At 75.8% G+C, this 19529-nt stretch carries 21 protein-coding genes and 2 pseudogenes; 15 read left to right on the forward strand and 8 right to left on the reverse strand.

Annotated features, from left to right (window positions below; genetic code table 11):
* Nucleotides 1-37: 37 nt before the first annotated feature.
* From QHG49_RS31515 to QHG49_RS31565, 11 genes are all read left to right on the forward strand, one after another.
* Nucleotides 38-1672, forward strand: a complete 1635-nt coding sequence (locus tag QHG49_RS31515) for a carbamoyltransferase C-terminal domain-containing protein (RefSeq protein ID WP_301492204.1) — start codon at nucleotides 38-40, stop codon at nucleotides 1670-1672.
* The gene (locus QHG49_RS31520; RefSeq protein ID WP_301492206.1) at nucleotides 1669-2664 is read left to right on the forward strand and encodes a glycosyltransferase family 2 protein; all 996 of its coding nucleotides are present in this window, start codon (nucleotides 1669-1671) and stop codon (nucleotides 2662-2664) included. Before QHG49_RS31515 ends, QHG49_RS31520 begins: the two co-directional genes overlap by 4 nt.
* On the forward strand, nucleotides 2661-2948 hold the full coding sequence (locus tag QHG49_RS31525) for a hypothetical protein (protein ID WP_301492207.1): 288 nt from the start codon (nucleotides 2661-2663) through the stop codon (nucleotides 2946-2948). Before QHG49_RS31520 ends, QHG49_RS31525 begins: the two co-directional genes overlap by 4 nt.
* Nucleotides 2945-3487, forward strand: coding sequence for an HAD-IIIA family hydrolase (locus QHG49_RS31530; RefSeq protein WP_301492208.1), 543 nt, complete (start codon nucleotides 2945-2947; stop codon nucleotides 3485-3487). Before QHG49_RS31525 ends, QHG49_RS31530 begins: the two co-directional genes overlap by 4 nt.
* Nucleotides 3484-4494, forward strand: coding sequence for a glycosyltransferase family 9 protein (locus QHG49_RS31535; RefSeq protein WP_301492210.1), 1011 nt, complete (start codon nucleotides 3484-3486; stop codon nucleotides 4492-4494). The genes QHG49_RS31530 and QHG49_RS31535 overlap by 4 nt, the downstream gene beginning before the upstream one ends.
* Nucleotides 4491-5453 carry a glycosyltransferase gene (locus QHG49_RS31540; protein ID WP_301492211.1) on the forward strand — a complete coding sequence of 321 codons (963 nt, stop codon included), beginning with the start codon at nucleotides 4491-4493 and terminating at the stop codon, nucleotides 5451-5453. The genes QHG49_RS31535 and QHG49_RS31540 overlap by 4 nt, the downstream gene beginning before the upstream one ends.
* Entirely contained in the window at nucleotides 5450-6682 is a 1233-nt protein-coding gene (locus QHG49_RS31545; protein ID WP_145489564.1) for a glycosyltransferase, read from the forward strand. Before QHG49_RS31540 ends, QHG49_RS31545 begins: the two co-directional genes overlap by 4 nt.
* On the forward strand, nucleotides 6679-7350 hold the full coding sequence (locus QHG49_RS31550; protein ID WP_301492214.1) for an SIS domain-containing protein: 672 nt from the start codon (nucleotides 6679-6681) through the stop codon (nucleotides 7348-7350). Before QHG49_RS31545 ends, QHG49_RS31550 begins: the two co-directional genes overlap by 4 nt.
* Complete coding sequence (locus QHG49_RS31555; protein ID WP_301492216.1) at nucleotides 7347-8795, forward strand: PfkB family carbohydrate kinase; 1449 nt, start codon at nucleotides 7347-7349, stop codon at nucleotides 8793-8795. Before QHG49_RS31550 ends, QHG49_RS31555 begins: the two co-directional genes overlap by 4 nt.
* Before the next feature lie 70 nt (nucleotides 8796-8865).
* The gene (locus QHG49_RS31560; protein WP_301492217.1) at nucleotides 8866-9864 is read left to right on the forward strand and encodes a glycosyltransferase family 9 protein; all 999 of its coding nucleotides are present in this window, start codon (nucleotides 8866-8868) and stop codon (nucleotides 9862-9864) included.
* Between the two features lie 882 nt (nucleotides 9865-10746).
* Entirely contained in the window at nucleotides 10747-11991 is a 1245-nt protein-coding gene (locus QHG49_RS31565) for an ANTAR domain-containing protein (RefSeq protein WP_301492218.1), read from the forward strand.
* Between the two features lie 95 nt (nucleotides 11992-12086).
* Here the strand turns inward: QHG49_RS31565 and QHG49_RS31570 are convergent, their stop codons facing one another.
* A complete protein-coding gene (locus QHG49_RS31570) occupies nucleotides 12087-12452 on the reverse strand; it encodes a DUF6479 family protein (protein WP_236576204.1) in 366 nt (121 codons plus the stop codon).
* 114 nt (nucleotides 12453-12566) lie between these two features.
* Between QHG49_RS31570 and QHG49_RS31575 the strand changes: the two genes are divergently transcribed.
* On the forward strand, nucleotides 12567-12941 hold the full coding sequence (locus tag QHG49_RS31575) for a ferredoxin (protein ID WP_145489572.1): 375 nt from the start codon (nucleotides 12567-12569) through the stop codon (nucleotides 12939-12941).
* Nucleotides 12942-13013: 72 nt separating this feature from the next.
* Complete coding sequence (locus tag QHG49_RS31580; protein WP_301492219.1) at nucleotides 13014-14192, forward strand: acyl-CoA dehydrogenase family protein; 1179 nt, start codon at nucleotides 13014-13016, stop codon at nucleotides 14190-14192.
* A gap of 9 nt (nucleotides 14193-14201) precedes the next feature.
* Here the strand turns inward: QHG49_RS31580 and QHG49_RS31585 are convergent, their stop codons facing one another.
* Complete coding sequence (locus tag QHG49_RS31585; RefSeq protein ID WP_301492220.1) at nucleotides 14202-14765, reverse strand: GNAT family N-acetyltransferase; 564 nt, start codon at nucleotides 14763-14765, stop codon at nucleotides 14202-14204.
* A 230-nt stretch (nucleotides 14766-14995) separates the two neighbouring features.
* Here QHG49_RS31585 and QHG49_RS31590 point away from each other — a divergent pair, with 230 nt between their 5' ends.
* Nucleotides 14996-15763, forward strand: a complete 768-nt coding sequence (locus QHG49_RS31590) for an SDR family NAD(P)-dependent oxidoreductase (protein ID WP_159698670.1) — start codon at nucleotides 14996-14998, stop codon at nucleotides 15761-15763.
* A gap of 37 nt (nucleotides 15764-15800) precedes the next feature.
* On the opposite strand, the gene QHG49_RS31595 is transcribed toward QHG49_RS31590, so the two are convergent.
* The 6 genes and pseudogenes from QHG49_RS31595 to QHG49_RS31615 form a co-directional block, all read right to left on the reverse strand.
* The gene (locus QHG49_RS31595) at nucleotides 15801-16022 is read right to left on the reverse strand and encodes a hypothetical protein (protein WP_301492221.1); all 222 of its coding nucleotides are present in this window, start codon (nucleotides 16020-16022) and stop codon (nucleotides 15801-15803) included.
* On the reverse strand, nucleotides 16019-16978 hold the full coding sequence (locus tag QHG49_RS31600; protein ID WP_301492222.1) for an aldo/keto reductase family oxidoreductase: 960 nt from the start codon (nucleotides 16976-16978) through the stop codon (nucleotides 16019-16021). Before QHG49_RS31600 ends, QHG49_RS31595 begins: the two co-directional genes overlap by 4 nt.
* 13 nt (nucleotides 16979-16991) lie before the next feature.
* The gene (locus QHG49_RS34210; RefSeq protein WP_370530592.1) at nucleotides 16992-17171 is read right to left on the reverse strand and encodes a GMC oxidoreductase; all 180 of its coding nucleotides are present in this window, start codon (nucleotides 17169-17171) and stop codon (nucleotides 16992-16994) included.
* Between the two features lie 46 nt (nucleotides 17172-17217).
* Nucleotides 17218-17334, reverse strand: a pseudogene (locus QHG49_RS34215) (lycopene cyclase family protein); the annotation flags it as partial.
* On the reverse strand, nucleotides 17331-18266 hold the full coding sequence (locus tag QHG49_RS31610; protein WP_301492224.1) for an adenosine kinase: 936 nt from the start codon (nucleotides 18264-18266) through the stop codon (nucleotides 17331-17333). The pseudogene QHG49_RS34215 and the gene QHG49_RS31610, both read right to left, overlap by 4 nt.
* Nucleotides 18263-19006: a sugar nucleotide-binding protein gene (locus QHG49_RS31615; RefSeq protein WP_370530593.1), complete on the reverse strand. Its 744-nt coding sequence runs from the start codon at nucleotides 19004-19006 to the stop codon at nucleotides 18263-18265. The genes QHG49_RS31610 and QHG49_RS31615 overlap by 4 nt, the downstream gene beginning before the upstream one ends.
* Here QHG49_RS31615 and QHG49_RS31620 point away from each other — a divergent pair.
* Nucleotides 18896-19502: pseudogene (locus QHG49_RS31620) on the forward strand (oxygenase MpaB family protein); the annotation flags it as partial. The gene QHG49_RS31615 and the pseudogene QHG49_RS31620 sit on opposite strands and share 111 nt — an antisense overlap.
* Nucleotides 19503-19529 lie beyond the last annotated feature (27 nt).

The following is a 19529-nucleotide window of genomic DNA, read 5'->3' on the forward strand; positions in this document are numbered from 1 at the left end:
CAGCCCTGAGCGTCCCCCGCCGCCCTGGAGGCAGCGCATGCACGTCCTCGGAATCAACGCCCTCTTCCACGACCCCGCGGCCGCCCTCCTCACCGACGGCAGGATCGTGGCGGCCGCCGAGGAGGAGCGGTTCTCGCGCCGTAAGCACGGCAAGCGGCCCCTGCCCTTCTCCGCCTGGGAGCTGCCCGAGCGGTCCGCCCGCTGGTGCCTCGACCGTGCCGGTCTCACCCCGGCCGACCTGGACGCCGTCGCCTACTCCTACGACCCGTCGCTGGCCCGCCCCGCCGAACGACTCGGCCTGCACGACCCCTGGGACCACCTGCGCCAGGAATACGCCCGCCGCGCACCGGAGTTCCTCGCCGAGGCCCTGCCCGGCCTGGACCCGGCCAAGGTCAGGTTCGTCCCGCACCACATCGCGCACGCCGCCTCCGCCGGGCCCGTCTCGCCGTACCCGGACTGCGCCGTCCTCGTCCTGGACGGCCGCGGCGAATGCGGCTCCCACCTGGCCGGCCGCTACACCAACCGCGAACTCACCGTCCTCGGCACCCAGCAACTGCCCGATTCCCTCGGCCTGTTCTACGAGGACCTCACCCAGCACCTCGGATTCCTGCGCAGCAGCGACGAGTTCAAGGTGATGGCCCTCGCCTCCTACGGCAGCCCCCGCTTCGCCGGCCGGCTGCGCGAGTACGTCCACGCCGACGACCGGGGCGGCTTCCGGGCCCGCCCGGTGCCCTGGCCCGAACTGGTGCCGCCGCGTCCGGCCGGCGGCGCCTGGAGCCGGGACCACGCCGACCTCGCGGCCAGCGCCCAACTGTGCCTGGAGGAAACCGTCGTCACCATCGCCCGGTGGCTGCGCGGACGCACCGGCGAGGACGCGCTCGCCCTGGCCGGCGGAGTCGCGCTCAACTGCGTGGCCAACACCAGACTTTGGCGCGAGAGCGGCTTCGCACACCTTTGGGTGCAGCCCGCCGCCGGGGACGCCGGTACGGCGCTCGGCGCGGCCGCGCACGTCGCCGGCCAGAAGGACACCGTGGAGCCGATGCCGACGGCCGCCCTCGGCCGCGACTGGAGCGACGCCGAACTGCGCGGGTGGCTGGAGCGGGCCGCCGTACCGTACGAGGAGCCCGCCGACATCGCCGAGACAGCCGCCGAGGCGCTCGCCGCGGACCAGATCGTGGCCTGGTTCCAGGGCCGCGCCGAGTACGGGCCCCGCGCGCTCGGCCACCGCTCGCTGCTCGCCCACCCCGGCCGGGCGCGGAACCTGGAGCGGCTCAACGCGGTCAAGGGCCGCGAGGAGTTCCGGCCCGTCGCCCCCATGGTGCTCGCCGAACGCGCCGCCGAGATCTTCGACGGGCCGCTGCCCAGCCCGCACATGCTGTTCGTGCACGACGTGGCCGCGCACTGGCGGGACCGGATCCCGGCCGTGGTGCACGTCGACGGCACCGCCCGCATCCAGACCGTCGACCGTGACCAGGAGCCCCTGGTGGCGCGCGTGCTCGACGGCTTCGAACGGCGTACCGGGCTGCCCGTCGTGGTCAACACCAGCCTGAACACGGCGGGTCGGCCCATGGTGGACGACCCGCGCGACGCCCTGGAGTGCTTCGGCTCCGCCCCCGTGGACCTGCTGGTGCTCGGCCCGTTCGCCGTCCGCCGCGGAAAGGCCTTCGCATGAGCGCCGCGCCCGCGTACACCGTCGTCGTCCCGACGATCGGCCGCCCCTGCCTCGCCCAGTGCCTGCGCGCCCTCGCCGCGGCCGAGGGGCACGTCCCGCACGAGGTGATCCTCGTGGACGACCGGCCCGGGACCGAGGGCGAACTGCCCCTGGCCGCCGCCGGAGTGCTGATCGACCGGATCCGGATCCTGCGCACCGGCGGCAAGGGCCCGGCCGCCGCCCGCAACGCCGGCTGGCGCACCGTCGAGACCCCCTGGACCGTCTTCCTGGACGACGACGTCCAGGTGCGGCCCGACTGGTCCCGGCGACTGGCCGAGGACCTGCGGCAGGCGGGCGAGGGCATCGGCGGCGTCCAGGGCCGGCTGCGGGTCCCGCTGCCCCAGGACCGCAGGCCCACCGACTGGGAACGCACCACCAAGGGTCTGGAGGACGCGGCCTGGGCCACGGCCGACATGGCCTACCGCACCGCCGCGCTCGACCGGGTCGACGGCTTCGACGAACGCTTTCCGCGCGCCTTCCGCGAGGACGCCGACCTCGCCCTGCGCGTCCGGCGGGCCGGCTGGTTCCTCGTCCGCGGCCGGCGTGTCACCCGGCATCCGGTCCGCCCGGCCCGCTGGTGGGCCTCGCTGTCCGCGCAGCGCGGCAACGTCGACGACGCGCTGATGAACCGGCTGCACGGCCCCGGCTGGTGGGCCCGCGCCCGGGCACCCCGCGGCCGGCTGCCCCGCCACCTCCTGGTCACCGGCGCCGCGCTCGCCGCGGCCGGCTGCGCCCTGGCCGGACACCGGCGCACCGCCGCCGTCTGCGCCGGACTGTGGGGCCTGGGCACCGCCGAGTTCGCCCTCGCCCGCATCCTGCCCGGCCCCCGCACCGCCCACGAGATCGCCAAAATGCTCGGCACCAGCGTCCTCATCCCACCGCTCGCCGTCCGCCACTGGCTGTCCGGCATCGTCCGGCACCGGCACGTCCAGCCACTGGGAGGCCCCCGATGACCGCCGACCACACCGGCGTGCCTGGCCGCACCGGCACGTCCGGCCGTACCGGCACGCGCGCGACGGTCCGGCGGCCCGCCGACGGCGCCGCCCCGGCCCCGCAGCGCCACGCCGACCGTCCGCCGTACGGCAGTGACCACGACGGAGTCCGGCCGCTCGTGGCGCGGTACCGCCCGGTCGGTGTCGCCCCTCTCCCGCACCGCCCCGGCACGGCGATCCCCGGCAGCGCCGCGCCGTTCGGCGTCCCGTACCGGCACGCCCGGCCCCCGGGAGGCCCCGCATGAGCGCCCTCTCCGCCGTCCTGTTCGACCGCGACGGCACCCTCGTGGCCGATGTGCCGTACAACGGTGACCCCGACCGGGTCCGGCTGCTGCCCGGCGCGGCCGAGGCCGTCGGCCTCGTACGTGCCGCCGGGCTGCCGACGGCCGTGGTCAGCAACCAGTCCGGCATCGGCCGCGGGCTGCTCACCACCGAGGACGTCGCCCGGGTGGACAAGCGCGCGGACGAGCTGCTGGGCGGCCTTGACGCCTGGCTGCACTGCCCGCACACCCCGGACGCCGGCTGCCCCTGCCGCAAGCCCCGCCCGGGCCTGGTCCTCGCCGCCGCCGGACGCCTCGGCGTCCCGCCCGGAGCGTGCCTGGTCGTCGGCGACATCGCCGCCGACGTCCTGGCCGCCCGCGCCGCCGGCGCGCACGGCGTCCTCGTCCCCAACGACGCCACCGCACCGGCCGAGGTACGGCGCTTCGCCCGGCACAGCGCCCCCGACGTGCTCACCGCCGTACGCGCCGCCCTCGGTGTCCGCCCGGGGAGGCGGTCGCGATGACGGCGCTCGTGGTCCGGCTCGACAGTTTCGGCGACGTCCTGCTCGCCGGGCCCGCCGTGCGCGCCGTCGCGGCCCACCACGACCGCGTGGCCATGCTGTGCGGCCCACGCGGCGCCGACGCCGCCCGCATGCTGCCCGGAGTCGACGACGTCCTCGTCTGGGAGGCGCCCTGGGAGGGCTTCGAACCGCCGCCCGTGGACCCGGCCGGCATCGGCGACCTGGTCGCGCGGCTGCGGTCCGGAGCGTACGACACCGCGCTGATCCTGACGTCCTTCCACCAGAGCCCGCTGCCCACCGCGCTGCTGCTGCGCCTCGCCGGGACCGGCCGCATCGGCGCCGACAGCGCCGACCACCCCGGCCGGCTGCTCGACGTCCGCCACCGCCGCCTGCCCGGCCGCCACGAGGCCGAGGCCGCCCTCGACACGGCCGCCGCGATGGGCCTCACACCCCCGCCGGGCGACGACGGGCGGCTGCGCGTCCTGCCGCCCCCCGACACCGGCGCCCTGACCGGCAACGGCCCCTACGTCGTCCTGCACCCCGGCGCCAGCGCGCCCGCCCGCGCCTGGAGCCCGCGCCGCTGCGCCGAGGCGGTGACGCTGCTCGCCGACGCCGGGCACCGCGTCGTCGTCACCGGCGCCCCGCACGAGAAGGCACTCACCGAGTACGTGAGCGGTACGGCGGCCGTGGACCTCGGCGGCCGCACCGGCCCCCGCACCCTCGCCGGAGTGCTGCGCACGGCCGACGTGGTGGTCAGCGCCAACACCGGCCCCGCCCACCTCGCCGCGGCCGTCGGCACCCCGGTCGTCTCCCTGTTCGCGCCCGTGGTCCCCGCCGGACGCTGGGCCCCCTACGGTGTGCCCGCCATCCTGCTCGGCGACCAGGCGGCGCCCTGCGCGGACACCCGGGCCCTGGTCTGCCCGGTACCCGGCCACCCCTGCCTGGACGAGGTCACCGGACAGGACGTGGTCGGCGCGGTGCACAAGCTCGTCCAGGAAGGGCGGACATGAACATCCTCGTCTGGCACGTGCACGGATCGTGGCTCACCACCTTCGTGCAGGGCCCCCACACCTACCTCGTCCCGGTGACCGAGGACCGCGGCCCCGACGGCCTCGGCCGCGCCGTCACCTGGGACTGGCCCGCCTCCGTGCGCGAGCGCACCCCCGGGCAACTGCGCGCGGACGACATCGACCTGATGGTGCTGCAACGTCCGCGCGAACTCGCCCTCGCCCAGCGCTGGACCGGCCGCCGGCCCGGCCTGGACGTCCCCGCCGTGTACGTCGAGCACAACAGCCCCGACGCCGCCCCTGAACGCCAACTCCACCCGCTGGCAGGGCAGTCGGCGATCCCCGTCGCCCATGTCACCCACTTCAACCGGCTGATGTGGGACAACGGCCGGGCCCCCACCGAGGTCGTCGAACACGGCATCGTGGACCCCGGCCGGCAGTGGACCGGCACCGAGCGGCGCGCCGCCGTCGTCGTCAACGAGCCCGTGCGCAGGGGCCGTACGACCGGCACCGACCTGCTGGCCCGCTTCGCCCGCCGCACCCCCCTGGACGTCTTCGGGATGCGCACCGAGGGACTCGCCGGCCACCTCGGCCTGCCGCCCGACCGCGTCCGCACCCGCGACCTGCCCCAGCGCGAACTCCACCGCGCGATGGCCCGGTGCCGCCTCTATCTGCACCCCGTGCGCTGGACCTCGCTCGGACTGTCCCTGCTGGAGGCCATGTTCCTCGGCATGCCGGTGGTCGCCCTGGACACCACCGAGGTCCGCGAAGCCGTACCCGAGGGCGCCGGGGTGGTCTCCAACCGCCTCGACGTCCTGGAGGACGCCGTCCAGGCGTTCCTCGCCGACCCCGGACACGCGCGCCGCACCGGCGACGCCGCCCGGGCCGCGGCCCGGGCCCGTTACGGAGAGCGGCGCTTCCTGGACGACTGGGAGCGCCTGATCAAGGAGGTCACCCGATGAGCCGTACTCCGCACACGGCCGGGCGCGTCGCCATGGTCTCCGAGCACGCCAGCCCGCTGGCCGCGCTCGGCGGACCGGACGCGGGCGGCCAGAACGTCTACGTCGCCCAGGTCGCCCGGCACCTCGCCAAGAAGGGCCACCGGGTCACCGTCTACACCCGGCGGGACTCGACGGGCCTGCCGGACGAGGTGACCCTCATCGACGGCGTGCGCGTGGTGCATGTGCCCGCCGGGCCGCCCGCACCCGTCCCCAAGGACGAACTCCTGCCCCACATGGCGGAGTTCGGGCAGTTCCTGGCCCGGCAGTGGGCGGCGAGCCCGCCCGATGTGGTGCACTCCCACTTCTGGATGTCGGGCCTGGCCGCCCTCTGCGGCGCCCGCGGCCTCGGCATCCCGGTCGTGCAGACCTATCACGCCCTCGGCACCGTCAAACAGCGCTACCAGGGCAGGGCCGACACCAGCCCGCCGCAGCGCCTCGCCGTCGAGGAGGCCATCGGCCACGAGTGCGCCCGGATCATCGCCACGTGCAGCGACGAGGTGGCCGAACTGAAGGCCATGGGGCTGCCCGAGGACCGGTTCGACGTGGTGCCCTGCGGGGTCGACCCCGACCAGTTCGCCCCGCTGCCGGGCACCCGTCCGGCCGGGGCCCGCAGACGGCTGCTGGCCGTCGGCCGGCTCGTCCCCCGCAAGGGCTTCGACCGCGCCATCCGCGCCCTGGCCGGCGTTCCGGGCGCCGAACTCCTCATCGCGGGCGGCCCGGAGGCCGAACTGCTCCGCGGCGACCCCGAGGCGCGGCGCCTGCGCGCGCTGGCCGGCGAGTACGGCGTGGCCGACCGGCTCACCCTGCTCGGCGGGGTGAGCCGGACCCGGATGCCCCGGCTGATGGCCGGCGCCGACCTCGTCCTGTCGCTGCCCCGCTACGAGCCCTTCGGCATCGTCCCGCTGGAGGCCATGGCCTGCGCCACCCCGGTCCTCGCCACCGCGGTCGGCGGCCAGCTCGACACCGTCGTGGACGGCAGCACCGGCGTCCTGGTCCCGGCCGACGACGACCACGACCTCGGCGCCGTCGTACGCTCCCTGCTCGACGACCCCGGGCGCCTGGACCGGTACGGAGCCGCGGGCCGCCGACGTGTGCTGGCCCACTACACCTGGGACCGCGTGGCCGACGGGGTCGCCGGGGTCTACGGCGCCGTGTCCCCGCGCCCCTCGCTCTCCGGAGTCGTCCGATGAACAACGCCACCGACACCGGGCACTGCGACGACCTGATGAAGGCCCTGGAGAACTTCCGCGGGTGCGGCCCGCTCATCGGCCGCTGGGGCGCCGAACTGGCCCGCCGCCTGGGCCTCGGCTCCCGGCTGCTGGTCGCGGGCAACGGCGGCAGCGCCGCCCAGGCCCAGCACCTCACCGCCGAACTGGTCGGCCGCTACCGCGACGACCGGCCCCCGTTCTCCGCCCTCGCCCTGCACGCCGACACCTCCTCCACCACCGCCATCGCCAACGACTACGGCGTCCAAGAGGTGTTCGCCCGCCAGACCGCCGCCCACGGCCGGGCCGGCGACGTGCTCATGCTGCTGTCCACCAGCGGCGCCAGCGCCAACCTGCTGGCCGCCGCCGACCGCGCCCACCGCCTCGGCATGACCGTGTGGGCCCTGACCGGCCGGGCCCCCAACCCGCTCCAGCTCGGCGCCGACGACACCCTGTGCGCGGACGCGCCGACGGCCGCCACCGTGCAGGAACTCCACCTGGTCGCCGTGCACATGCTGTGCGAGGCGTTCGACCGGGCGGTGGAGCGGGGGGAGGCCGACGGACGGGCGTACGCCCGCGGCGAGGGCCGGCCGGGCGAGGTGGGACGGCTGCTGGACGGCCGCCCGGTGGCCCTGCGAAGGGACCGGACATGACCCGCACCGGTACGACCGCCCCGCGCACCCCGCTGGTCGTGGTCGGCGACGCCCTCCTCGACCACGACCTGTGCGGCCACGCCGAGCGGCTGGCCCCCGACGCGCCCGTACCCGTCGTCCACGACACCCGGCGCAGCTCCCGGCCGGGCGGCGCGGCCCTCGCCGCCTGCCTGGCCGCGGCCGACGGCCGCCCGGTCACCCTCGTCACCGCCCTCGGCACCGACCCCGCCAGCGCGGCTCTGCGTGAACTCCTCACGGGCCGCGTCACGTTGGTGGAGATACCGCTGGCGGGCAGCCTCAGCAGCAAGACCCGGGTCCTCGCCGGGGACCGCCCGCTGCTGCGCCTGGACGACGGCGAGGGGCGCGCCCGCGAGGCCACCGGTGAGGCGCAGGCCGCGATCACGGCGGCCCGGGGGGTCCTGGTCGCCGACTACGGCCGGGGCACCGCGGACGTCCTGCGGGACGCGCTGTGCCGTACGGCCGCGGCCCTGGTCTGGGACCCCCATGTGCGGGGCGGGGCCCCGGCGCCGGGGGCCCGGCTGGTCACGCCCTCCGCGCAGGAGGCCCGCGTCCTCGCCCGCCGGCTCGCGGACGGCGAAGGAGAGCCGGACGGCCCCGCCGGGCTGCGCACCGCCGCCCGGGACGCCCGCGACCTGGTACGGGCCTGGCGGGTCCAGGCGGTCGCCGTCACCCTCGGCGAACGCGGCGCGCTGCTGTCCCGGGGCGAGACACCGCTGCTGGTGCCGACCCCGGCCGCCGCGGCCGGCGACCCCTGCGGCGCGGGCGACCGGTTCGCCGCGGCCGCCGCCGGACTGCTCGCCGACGGCGCCTTCACCGAGACCGCCGTCCAGGGCGCCGTCCACGCGGCCACCCGGTACGTCGCCGAGGGCGGGGCCCGCGCGGTGGCGGCACCCGCGCACCGGGACCACCCCGGGGAGCCGGAACCGGCGCCGTCCGACGACAGCACCGCGGACGCCGTACGCACCGCCGCCCGGGTCCGGGCCGCCGGCCGTACCGTCGTCGCCGCGGGCGGCTGCTTCGACCTGCTGCACGCCGGTCACGTCGCCCTCCTCCAGGCCGCCCGACGGGCCGGCGACTGCCTGATCGTGTGCGTCAACTCCGACGGCTCGGTCCGCCGACGCAAGGGCGACGGCCGCCCCCTGGTGCCCGTCGCCGACCGGGTCCGGGTGCTGCGTGCCCTGGAGTGCGTCGACGCGGTCGCCGTCTTCGACGAGGACACCCCCGAGCGCCTCCTCGCCGACCTGCGCCCGCACATCTGGACCAAGGGCGGCGACTACGCCCGCACCCCGCTGCCCGAACAGTCCCTGGTGGAGAGCTGGGGCGGCCAGGTCCTGCTGCTGCCGTACCTGGACGGCCGTTCCACGACGGGCCTCGCGCGCAGGGCGGCCCTGTCCCCGGCGGCCCCCCGGGGGCCGGGCGGCTGAGCCCCGGGGGCCGGACGGCCCCTCTCCCCACACCGACCGGCGCCGTTCCCCGGCTCCTGGAGGACACCACGTGACCCGCACCTCCCTCCCCCCGACCGTCCTGGTGCTGCGCGCCCTGGGCCTCGGCGATCTGCTGGCCGGGGTGCCCGCGCTGCGCGGCATCCGCCGGGGGTTCCCCGGGCACCGGATCGTGCTCGCACAGCCCGCCGGGCTCGCCGAACCGGCCCTGGAGAGCGGCGCGTTGGACGCCGTGTTCCCGGCCGAGGCGCCGGGCCGGGCGGTACCGACGCTCACCCACTGGCCCGGCCCGCCGCCCGACGTGGCGATCGACCTGCACGGCAACGGCCCCGAGAGCCGCGCCGCCCTCGCCGCCCTGCGCCCGCGCCGGCTGCTCGCCCACGCCTGCCCGGACGGCCCGCCCTGGCACGCCCAGACGCACGAACGGGACCGCTGGTGCGGCTTCCTGGCCCACTACGGCATCCCGGCCGACCCCCGCGACCTGCGCCTGCCCCCGCCCTCGGCGCCCTCCCCGGCGCCCGGCGCGGTCCTCGTGCACCCCGGTGCCGCCTCGGGCGCCCGCCGCTGGCCGGCCGAGCGGTTCGCCGCCGTCGTGCGGTGCCTGCGGGCCGCCGGACACCAGGTGGTGCTCACCGGCGGACCGGGGGAGGAGACCCTCGTCCGAGCGGTCGCCGAACGCAGCGGTGTGCACCACCAAGACGTACGGGCCGGCGGTATGCCCCTCGCCGAGCTGTCCGCGCTGGTGGCCGAGGCGTCCCTGGTGCTCTGCGGCGACACCGGCCTCGCCCATCTCGCCTACGCCCACGGCACCCGCTCCGTCACCCTGTTCGGCCCCGTCTCCCCACGCCTGTGGGGGCCGCCCCCGAGCCCCGACCACCTGGCCCTGTGGAGGCCCGGCCCACCCGGCGACCCACACGGCCCCACCCCGGACGCCCGGCTGCTGCGCATCGGCTCCGGCGAGGTCGCGGCGGCCTGTCTGACACTGCTGCGGTGTCACCGGGGCGAACCGGCGGACCAGCCCGTGCGACCGGCGGTGGCCCACGCCAACTGAGCCCGCTCCCGGCCGAGTTCGCCCGGACCCCGGCGACGAGGACCGACCGGGCACCGTCGCCGCCCTCACCCGTGCCCGCGCTGCCCGAGCGGCCGCCGGTCATCGTCGTGGACAACTCCGGTGACGGCCGCGCCCGTCGGGCCGTGCACGGCCACCCGCCCGCCGCGCCCCGCCGCCAACTCCGTTGCCCCGGGCCGTGATCCGGCCGTCCGGCACGCCCACAACCCCTACGTGACCTTCTGCGACGACGACTCCTGATGGGGCCCGGCAGCCTCGCCCGCGCGGCCGACCCGCTGGACGCCCGGCCCCGGGCGGTTCCCCGGACCGGCTGCCGACCCCTTCCCGATGCGCACCGCCGCCTGCCGGGCGAGCGACGGCTTCCGTCCCGGCCTGTGGCTCGGCGGAGAGGAGGCGCCGTTCGCCTGCGACCTGATCCACGCCCGGGGGACTCGCCGTCCACCACCCGGCCTCCCGGCTCCGCGACAGCACGGCCCGGCCCGCGCGGCACCCTGCGGTCCACCCGGCCGCCCGCCCGCCCCGCGCCGCACCGGTCGGCTGATGCGCACGGCCCCCCACACCGCCCCCCCCGAGCGCCTTCGCTCACGCACCGCGCGCCTGCCCTGGCTTCTGCGTCGGGGGCGCCCCCCCCCGCGCCCCCGACCTGCGACATCGCCCTTCCCCGCTGGAACAGGCACACCGCGATTCCCCCGTCCGCCGCCCCGTCCGCTGAGGTCCGCCGTCCCCGTACGGCCCGAATCCCCGCGCGCCTCCGCCGCGTCCGGTTGAGACCGGGGCGTCCGCCGTGCAAGGTGGGGGTCCGAGGTCAGGTTCAGGGCCGGGACACGGCCGCACCGACCCCCATCCGACCTGTCCGGGTGACCCATGAAAGCCTTCTCGCCGCGGCCGGGCGCACCGGCCCCCCTGATGATCGAGTCCTCCGTCGTGGAGGGCCTGCCCGCCGAGGGCGCGCTGCTGCTGCGCATGTCGGGCACCCTGGACGCGCACGGAGCCCACGCCTGGTCCCGGGAGCTGCGCGGTCATCTGGAACAGGCGGACCGCGCCGGGCTGCGGCCCGTCCTGGACATGGCCCACGTACAGCTGGGCGGCGCCGCCGTGCTGCGCACCCTCAGCGAGACCACCCGGGTCCGTACCGGCCGCCCGGACCTGATCATCGTGCGGGCCCGGCCGGGCGTCCGCGAGGCCGTGCGCCTGGCCCGCCTGGAGGGCGTGCGGCTGTACGCCACCCTGGACGAGGCCGTGCGCGAACTGGCCCGCGCCGCCGCCAAGGCGGAGGAGCTGCCCGCCTGGCGCTCACCGATGGCCGACCCCCTGCGGCCGTCGTACGAGGACCTGCACCAGGAGGTCCGCGCCCTGCGCGCCCGGGTCCGCACCGCCCCGGTGATCGGCATGGCGCAGGGCATGCTCATGGCCCGCTACGCGCTGCCCGAGACCGGCGGCGCCTTCCGGGTGCTGCGGGAGACCTCCCAGCGGTTCAACGTGCCGCTGCGAGTCCTCGCCTCCGCCGTCGTGGTGGCCCGCCCGCCGGACGGCCCGGCCTGGTTCCCCGGCCGCCGCCCACTGCCCGTGCCCCCGCTGCGCATCCTCGGCCGCACCGACCGCGACCCCCGCTGCCGGGGGCGGATGATCGACGCCGTACTGCGCGAGGCGCTCGCCATCGGCCGCGCCCCGGCCGGTCACGTCCTGTCCGTCGACCCCGCCGTGAACGCGCTCGCCCTGGAGGCCCGGTACGGCGGCACGGACGCCTACCTCGACCACCTGGGACGCGGCCGCGACGACGGTACGGCCGAGGCGGTCGCCCGCACCCGGGGGCGGCGGGTGAGCATGCCCGACGTGGCCGCGGCGGAACTGCTGTCCGAGGACGGCCGGCGCGCCCTGCTCGCGAGCGGCGCGCGGGCCCTGCAGTGCGTCCCGGTCCTGTCCTCCGCGGGCTGCTGCGCCGGTCTGATCACCGTGCACTGGCCCGAAGCCGGACACCGGCCGACCTCCCCCCAGGCCGAGGCCCTCGGCCTGCTCGCCGCCGACACGGCGGCCTGGCTGGCCTGGTACCACCGCACGGTCCTCCTGGACGCCCTCGAACACCTGCATCGCCGGCTGACCCGGCCCTGAGCGGGAGACTTCAGGCGCACGGAGAAGGACCCCGGCAGCCGCCGGGGTCCTTCTGCGCCGGGTCACCGATCAGTCGGGCCGGGTCACCGGTCGGTTCAGTGAGCGCCGAGCCCCCCGCCTCCGAAGGACCCGCTGGACCCGCCGCTCCAGCGCGGACGCTTCTGGTCCTCGCTGGTCTTGGAGTCCATGTTGCTCAGCTCGTAGGGGGTGAGGGGACGGCCGCCCTTGGGCATCCTGGGGACCTCCTGGTAGTCCCGGTTCTCCCGGACCTCGTGCATCGCGCCCTCCGGTGGCAGCTTGGGCTGCTCCTCGGGACGTGGGCGAGCGGGCTCCTGGGACCTGACGCGCGAGGTCAGCCAGAAGCCGCCGGCGAGCAGTGCCAGCAGCCCGACGGCCACGACGAAGAGCACAAGGCTCATCAGGCCGCTCGCCGCGGCCAGCTGCATCGATGCGTTGTTCATACGAGAGGGATACCCCCCCGATAGTCGGATGAATCGAACAAATGGAATAAAAGGGTCCTGGCAGGCGTGGCGGCCCGGGGGTTTGTCCCGGAGTCTCGGGGCAACCCGCACCCTGTGACCCAGCAGGCTTCCCCGCAGCAGCTCTACCGGTTCCTGGAGGATCGCTTCAGCTGCGCCCAGGCGTGCACGGAGTGTGCCCGCGCCTGCTCGGTGCGGGTCAGCCTGGTCGACCCGGGCGGCCCCGAGAGCCAGGAGCGGGCACGCCGGCTGGGCATGATGTGCGCCGAGGTGTGCGACGCCACTTGCCGGATGCTGTCCGAGGAGGGCCGGCAGGACGAGGAGGGGCTGCGGGGCCGGGTGGACTGGTGCCGCCGGATCTGCCTCGAAGGCGCCCGCGCCTTCGAGGGGCACCCGGGCGCCGAATCGACCGCGGCGGTCTGCCGGGCCTGTGCCGACGCCTGCGCCGACTTCCTGGAGACGCTGGCCTGACGCTTCCCAATTTCTGGAACACGTTCTACGGTGTGCGCCGTCAGGACCGCCCTTGGGGAGCCTGGAGGCGCCGTGCACCTCGACCACACGCCCGAGCAGCAGCGACTGCGCGCCGAGCTGCGCGCCTACTTCGCCCGCCTGGTCCCGGACAACGCCTACGCCCGGTACGCCGACCCGGCCGCCCGCAAGCGCTTCTACCGCGACACGATCCGCACCCTCGGCACCGACGGCTGGCTCGGCGTCGGCTGGCCCGAGGAGTACGGCGGCCGGGGCATGTCGGCGATGGAGCAGTTCATCTTCTTCGACGAGGCCGCGCAGGCCGGCGTACCGCTGCCGCTGATGGCGCTGAACACGGTCGGACCGACCCTCATGAAGTTCGGCACCGAGGAGCAGAAGGCGTACTTCCTCCCGCGCATCCTCTCCGGTGAGATCGACTTCGCGATCGGCTACAGCGAGCCCGAGGCGGGCACCGATCTCGCCGCGCTGCGGACCAGGGCCGTACGCGACGGGGACACGTACATCGTCGACGGACAGAAGATCTGGACGACGAACGGCGACACCGCGGACTGGGTGTGGCTCGCCGTGCGCACCGACCCGGACGCCCCGCCGCACCAGGGCATCACCATGCTGCTGGTGCCGACCCGCGACCCCGGCTACTCCTGCACCGTCATCAACACCCTGGCCTCCCACGACACCACGGCCAGCTACTACGAGAACATCCGGGTCCCCGTCGCCCGCCGCGTCGGCGCCGAGAACCAGGGCTGGCGGCTGATCACCAACCAGCTCAACCATGAACGCGTCACCCTCGCGGCGCACGGCACGATGGCCGTCCGCGCCCTGCACGACGTCCAGCACTGGGCGGCACGCACCGGACTCGCCGACGGCCGCCGGGTGCTCGACCTCGGCTGGGTGCGCCGGCTGCTCGCCCGCAGCCACACCCGCCTCGAAGCCCTCAAACTCCTCAACTGGCAGATGGTCACCGCCGTCGAGGACGGCACCCTCACCCCCCAGGACGCATCTGCCGTCAAGGTCTACGGCTCCGAGGCCCGCCGCGACGCGTATGCCGCCCTCATGGAGATCACCGCCGCCGCGGGCCCCCTCAAGGAGGGCTCGGCAGGCGCCGTCCTGCACGGCGAACTCGAACGCGGCTACCGCTCGGCCGTCATCTTCACCTTCGGCGGCGGCAACAACGAGATCCAGCGCGAGATCATCTCCTGGATCGGCCTGGGAATGCCGAGGGTCCGGCGCTAGCCGGCCGGTTCAGCGTCGCGCCCACTGCTCCCCGGTGATCTCGTACCGCACGCCCCCGTGCTCGGCACCCTCGACCATCTGCATGTCAGGGGAAGCGGGGATGCGGTCGGTGAGCGTCATGCCGAGCTTCTCCATGACATTGCGTGACCCGCGATTCATGGCCATCGTCTCGCCCCAGACCGTCCGCAGCCCGAGTTCGGTGAAGCCCTTGTGCAGCAGGGCCCCCGAGACTTCGGTGGCGTAGCCCTTGCCCCAGGAGGCCTGCCGCAGCCGGTAGCCGAGTTCGGTCTCGTCGCGCGGGCCGTCCGGTTCGGGGCGCAGACAGAACCAGCCGATGAACGCCCCGCCGTCCTTCTCGTACGCGGCGAACAGCCCGAGATCGCCGTCCCACCTCTCGTAACCGGCGAGGACGGACGGCAGTTGGCGTTCGCGGACGATCTCCGGAGCGGTCGCCTCGCCCCCGCTCAGAAAGCGCATCACCGCCGGGTCGCTGTCCAGCTCGATCAGCAGGTCGGCGTCGTCGGCCGTGAAACGGCGGAGGGCCAGGCGCTCGGTCTCCAGATATGTGTCCACGGACCAGATCATGCCGGAGCCGGGCCGGCCGCCCAACGGCTTTTCCCGGCCACCGCCGTAGGCCGCGCCCTGTCCCCGATCAGGGCAGTATGTGTGATTTTCTTGGCGCATCTGTGCGCTGTCCGGGTCGTCGGCCGCGAGGTATGCGTGTTTTGTCCCATACGCGCTTCTACGCTTCGCACGGTCCACCGTCCGGAGCGGCCCGGAGAGGCCGAGAGAGGACTCACCCCATGTCAGCTCCCGTGGTCGTCATCACCGGCGCGCTCAGCGGAATCGGGCGGGCCACCGCCCTCGCGTACGCGCGGCAGGGCGCCGACGTCGTCGTCTCCGGCCGGCACCCGGACCCCGGCAAGGAACTCACCGGGGAACTCGAAGGGCTGGGCGGCCGGGCCCTGTTCGTCCAGGCCGATGTGCGCCGGGAGGACGACGTCCGCGACCTCGTCGACCAGGCCGTCGACCGCTTCGGCCGGATCGACGTCGCCCTCAACAACGCCGGTACCGAGGGGCACTCCGCCCCGATCACCGCCGTCACCGAGGACGACTACGCGGCCACCTTCGACACCAACGTCAAGGGAACCCTGCTCAGCCTGAAGCACGAGTTCCGCGCCATGCGGGAGCGCGGCGGCGGCAGCATCGTGAACGTCAGCAGCGTGTACGGCCGGACGGGCTACCCGGAGGTCGCCGTGTACGCCGGCAGCAAGCACGCCGTCATCGGCATCACCAGGGCAGCCGCCCTCGAAGGCGCCGCGCACGGCATCCGGGTGAACGCGGTCGCCCCCGGATTCACCCGGACCGGGATGTACGAGCGGGTCACCGGGGACGACCGGACGCGCGAGGCGGTGAACTCCGTGCTGCCCCTGCGCCGGCCGGGCACCCCGGAGGAGGTGGCCGACGCCGTGATCTTCCTCGGCTCCGGCAGGGCGTCGTACATCACCGGCCAGACCCTCACCCTGGACGGGGGCCTCACGGCGGGCGCGCCGCTGTTTCCCGGCGCCTGACCCGGCCGTCGCCCCTGACCCGTGGTCCACCCGTGCACTACGGCACTCCGAGCGGTGGTATCTCGTCCACGTTCTCCCGGGTCACCACATAGATCAGCTTGCCGCTGCCGCTGCCGCTGCCGCTGCCGCTGCCGCTGCCGCTGCCGCTGCCGCTGCCGCTGCCGCTGCCGCTGGCGGTGCTCGCGGTCGCGGTCGGTTCTCCGTCGGTCGGTACGGCGGGGAAGAGCGGGCGAGAGGCCCTTGCGGGCCGGTTCGTCACGGCAGTGGGGTCTCCCGTGCCGTGATCCACAGCTCGTACCACTCCTCGTGCGTGAGGTCCGGTGCGCGCAGTGCCGCGTCCCGGCAGGCGCGGATCCGGTCGGGGCGGCTGGTGCCGATCACCGGGACGATCCCGGCGGGATGGCGGGCCAGCCACCACAGCAGGACCGTCTCGGGGGTGGTGTCCTTGCTCCGGGCCAGTCGGCGCAGCAGCCCGGCGGTGGGGGAGTCGGCGTCCCCGGTGTACCGGCCACCGGCCAGGGCGCCCCACGCCTGGAGCTGGATGCCCCGGTCGACGCACGCTTCGAGAGTGCCCTCGGGGAACCCGTTGGACGTGGCCGCCGGCGTGTTGAGCAGCACCCCCGCCTCGACCCAGTCGCGCCGGGCCAGGCTCATCTCCAACTGGTTCGCCACCAGCGGGAGTTCCAGCCGGGACTGGAGGTGCGCGATCTGCGCGGCGCCCATGTTGGAGACGCCGAAGCGGCGCACCAGCCCCTGCCGGTGCAGTTCACGCAGGGCGGCGGCGATCTCGTCGGGCCCGGTCAGCGGGTCGGGGCGGTGCAGCATGAGGGTGTCGATCACGTCGGTGCGCAGTCGCGCGAGGCTCTCCTCGACCCGCCGGAGGATCGAGTCCCCGCGCAGGTCGTACCACCCCGGCCGGTCCCCCTCGGCGAGCCGGATCCCGCACTTGGTCTGCACGGTGATCCGCTCCCGCAGCCCCGGCGTCCGGGCCAGGACCTCGCCGAACACGGCCTCCGACGAGCCGAACCGGTAGATGTCCGCGAGGTCGAACACGGTGATCCCGCACTCCAGCGCGGTCTCCACGGCGGCCTGCGCCCGGTCGACGTCCTCGGCGGTGTACGGCGTGCGGTCCCAGCCGCCGCCGAGCCCCATGCAGCCGTAGATCAGCCGCGTCTCGGGGGCGCGTGCGGCGGGATCGGTGGATACGGTCGTCAACTGGCTTTCTCCTTCAGGGCGTCGGCGAGCAGCTCGGCCGCGGCGAGCACCGGGAGCCGGGTGTTGGCCGCGGGGACAGAACGGAGGGGAGCACGGAGGCGTCGGCGCCGCGCAGATCGGGCACGCCGTGCACCCGGCCCGCGCCGTCGGCGACCGCGAGCGGGTCGGCCGTAGGGCAGGGCGTGCGCGTCACGCAGCGAGCGCGGCCAGTCCGAGGGGACGGCTCCGTGGTCGGGTCCGGCCTCCACCAGGCAGACCGTGCGGGTGGGGTCCTCGCTGAGCCGCGCGGCGAGCACACAGCCCGCCACGCCGCCGCCGAGCACCAGCACGTCGTGGTGGCCCGTGACCGGGCTCATCCGCCCACCTTGGCGGCCTGCTCGTCCGCGTCCGACTCCGCGACCCGGGCGAGGAGCCGGTCCCGCGAGATGGCGTCCGCGCGGGTCGAGGGCACGGTGCAGGCGTGGGCGCCCGCGATCGCGCCGTAGCGGGCGCAGCGCAGCGGGTCCAGGCCGTCCAGCCAGCCCAGCAGGAAAGCGGCGGCGAAGGCGTCGCCCGCGCCGTTGGAGTCCACGACGGGCTCCGGCGGGGCGACGGCGGGCACGTGGGTCAGCTCCCCGTCGGCCAGCAGGTGGGCGCCGTCCGCGCCCGCGGTGGCCACGACGATCCGGGCCCGGCCGCGCGCCGCGATGTCGCGCATGGTGTGCTCCGGGTCGGCCAGCGCCGTGGTGGACAGGAAGACCAGGTCGGCGGCGAGCGCGAAGGGCTCGTGGTACGGGTTGGCGCCGTCCCAGTTGTGCAGGTCCGTCGAGACGGTGAGCCCGGCCTCGCGCAGCACCGGCAGGGCGTACGAGCACGGGTGGGTGATGACCACGTGCGCGTGCCGGCTGCTCGCGGCGAGAGCGCGCAGGGTGTCCTCGGGCAGCCGGTCGGACTCCTGGGCGCGGGTGTCGTCGTACAGGGACAGCCGGCGCCCGTCCGGGCCGACCAGGTTGACCGCGCGTTTGGTGCCGGCGGGCGAGGGCACATCGGTGAGCGGGATGCCCCGGTCCCGGTGCAGCGCGCGCACCAGGTCGCCCTCCGGGTCGGCGCCGACCAGGTCGATGTGGTGGGCGCGCAGGCCCAGGGCGCTCACGCCGAGCGCGACGAAGTCTCCGCTCTGCCCGGCGCGGGTCACGATGCCCGGCCGGATCATGTAGCTGTCGGCGTAGGGGACCGGCAGCTCCGGTACGTGGACGACGGTGTCCACGCCCGCGCCGCCCAGGACGAGGACGTCGGTCTCGGTGGTCATGGCAGTCGGCTCGTTTCTCGCGTCGCTCGGGTTGGTGAGTCAAGCAGTCGCCCACCCGGCTGGCAAGAACTTGCTGCAATTTTCAGCAAGTGGGCGCGGGCGGCGAAGAAGTTCAGCCACTTGACAGAGTCCGCGGGCTCCCAGCCGTAGACCAGGCTCACCCGCGGCACGGTGGCGTCGGGGGCCGCGCCCACCATCCGCTCGGCGGCCGGCTCGGCCCGGCCGTAGACGTTCGCGGGAGCCGCCGGGGTGGCCTCGTCGTTGTCGGGGCCGCTGCCGTCGAAGACGTTGTCCGTGGAGATCAGCACGGTACGGCGGCCCCGCGCGGCCACGGTCAGATGGCGGGCCGTGGCGCTGTGCGGCGCGATCGCGCGCTCCGGGTCGGCCTCGCACCAGGTCACGTCGGAGGGGCCGGGCACCAGCACGAGCCGGTCCGGCCGCACCGAACCGACCACCTGGGCGCAGGCGTCCGCGTCGGTGGCGTCGAGCCGCACCCAGGGCGCGGTGACCCCGGGCGGCGGGGTGCGGGAGGCGAGGACGGGGTTGTCACCCCGGGCGGCCGGTCGCGCGGCCACGGCGCGGCCGACGAAGCCGCTGCCGGCGATCAGCGTGGTCGTGCCGCGGGCCCCGAAGACTCCGGTGCCCGGGTCCGGGGCGGCCACCGGCGGCTCACCACCACCGCCCCCGAGAGCGGCGAGCGGCACGGCGTCGGTGAACCCGGGCTGCTGCTCCGGGTGCACTGCGCGGAGGTCGACCTACCTCCAGGTGCCGCGCCGCTCCGGTTACCCGCTCACCGACGCCCAGGCCGACCGTCACATCGCCGAACGCCGCGTCAGCGCCCGCCTGGTGGGCCTCGGCCCGGAACAGGCCCCGGCGAACCGCGCCGAACCGGCCGCGTACTTGTAGGAGATGCGCCCCCGCCTCGCGGCGGGACCCGAGGCCCGGGAGATCGACGCCTTCCTCCGCCGCCCACCGGTGCACCCCCTGCCGATCCCGGCCCGCGACCTGCTCCGGCGCCGGGCGGCGGCCCTCGCCCACGCCGCGCTGCCCCCGTACACCCACGCCCTGTACGGCAGCCCGGCCCCCGCCACCGTCACCCGCCGCCTGCACACCACCGGCACCCTGCCGCACCGCATCCCACCCCACCTGCGTCGGCAGCGCCCCCCGAGACACATCCTGCGCGCCGTCTCCTGCCTCGGCCCCGCCGCGTGCCCGGCCCCGCACAAGGTCCCCTGACGCCCCCTGGCCCACCGGACCACCCCG

This window comes from Streptomyces sp. WP-1 (genome assembly GCF_030450125.1).
Taxonomy (GTDB): domain Bacteria; phylum Actinomycetota; class Actinomycetes; order Streptomycetales; family Streptomycetaceae; genus Streptomyces; species Streptomyces incarnatus.

Coding starts and splice junctions, on each gene's coding strand:
- QHG49_RS31515 (WP_301492204.1), top strand. CDS start 38: ATGCACGTCCTCGGAATCAACGCCCTCTTCCACGACCCCGCGGCCGCC.
- QHG49_RS31520 (WP_301492206.1), top strand. CDS start 1,669: ATGAGCGCCGCGCCCGCGTACACCGTCGTCGTCCCGACGATCGGCCGC.
- QHG49_RS31525 (WP_301492207.1), top strand. CDS start 2,661: ATGACCGCCGACCACACCGGCGTGCCTGGCCGCACCGGCACGTCCGGC.
- QHG49_RS31530 (WP_301492208.1), top strand. CDS start 2,945: ATGAGCGCCCTCTCCGCCGTCCTGTTCGACCGCGACGGCACCCTCGTG.
- QHG49_RS31535 (WP_301492210.1), top strand. CDS start 3,484: ATGACGGCGCTCGTGGTCCGGCTCGACAGTTTCGGCGACGTCCTGCTC.
- QHG49_RS31540 (WP_301492211.1), top strand. CDS start 4,491: ATGAACATCCTCGTCTGGCACGTGCACGGATCGTGGCTCACCACCTTC.
- QHG49_RS31545 (WP_145489564.1), top strand. CDS start 5,450: ATGAGCCGTACTCCGCACACGGCCGGGCGCGTCGCCATGGTCTCCGAG.
- QHG49_RS31550 (WP_301492214.1), top strand. CDS start 6,679: ATGAACAACGCCACCGACACCGGGCACTGCGACGACCTGATGAAGGCC.
- QHG49_RS31555 (WP_301492216.1), top strand. CDS start 7,347: ATGACCCGCACCGGTACGACCGCCCCGCGCACCCCGCTGGTCGTGGTC.
- QHG49_RS31565 (WP_301492218.1), top strand. CDS start 10,747: ATGAAAGCCTTCTCGCCGCGGCCGGGCGCACCGGCCCCCCTGATGATC.
- QHG49_RS31570 (WP_236576204.1), bottom strand. CDS start 12,452: ATGAACAACGCATCGATGCAGCTGGCCGCGGCGAGCGGCCTGATGAGC.
- QHG49_RS31590 (WP_159698670.1), top strand. CDS start 14,996: ATGTCAGCTCCCGTGGTCGTCATCACCGGCGCGCTCAGCGGAATCGGG.
- QHG49_RS31610 (WP_301492224.1), bottom strand. CDS start 18,266: ATGACCACCGAGACCGACGTCCTCGTCCTGGGCGGCGCGGGCGTGGAC.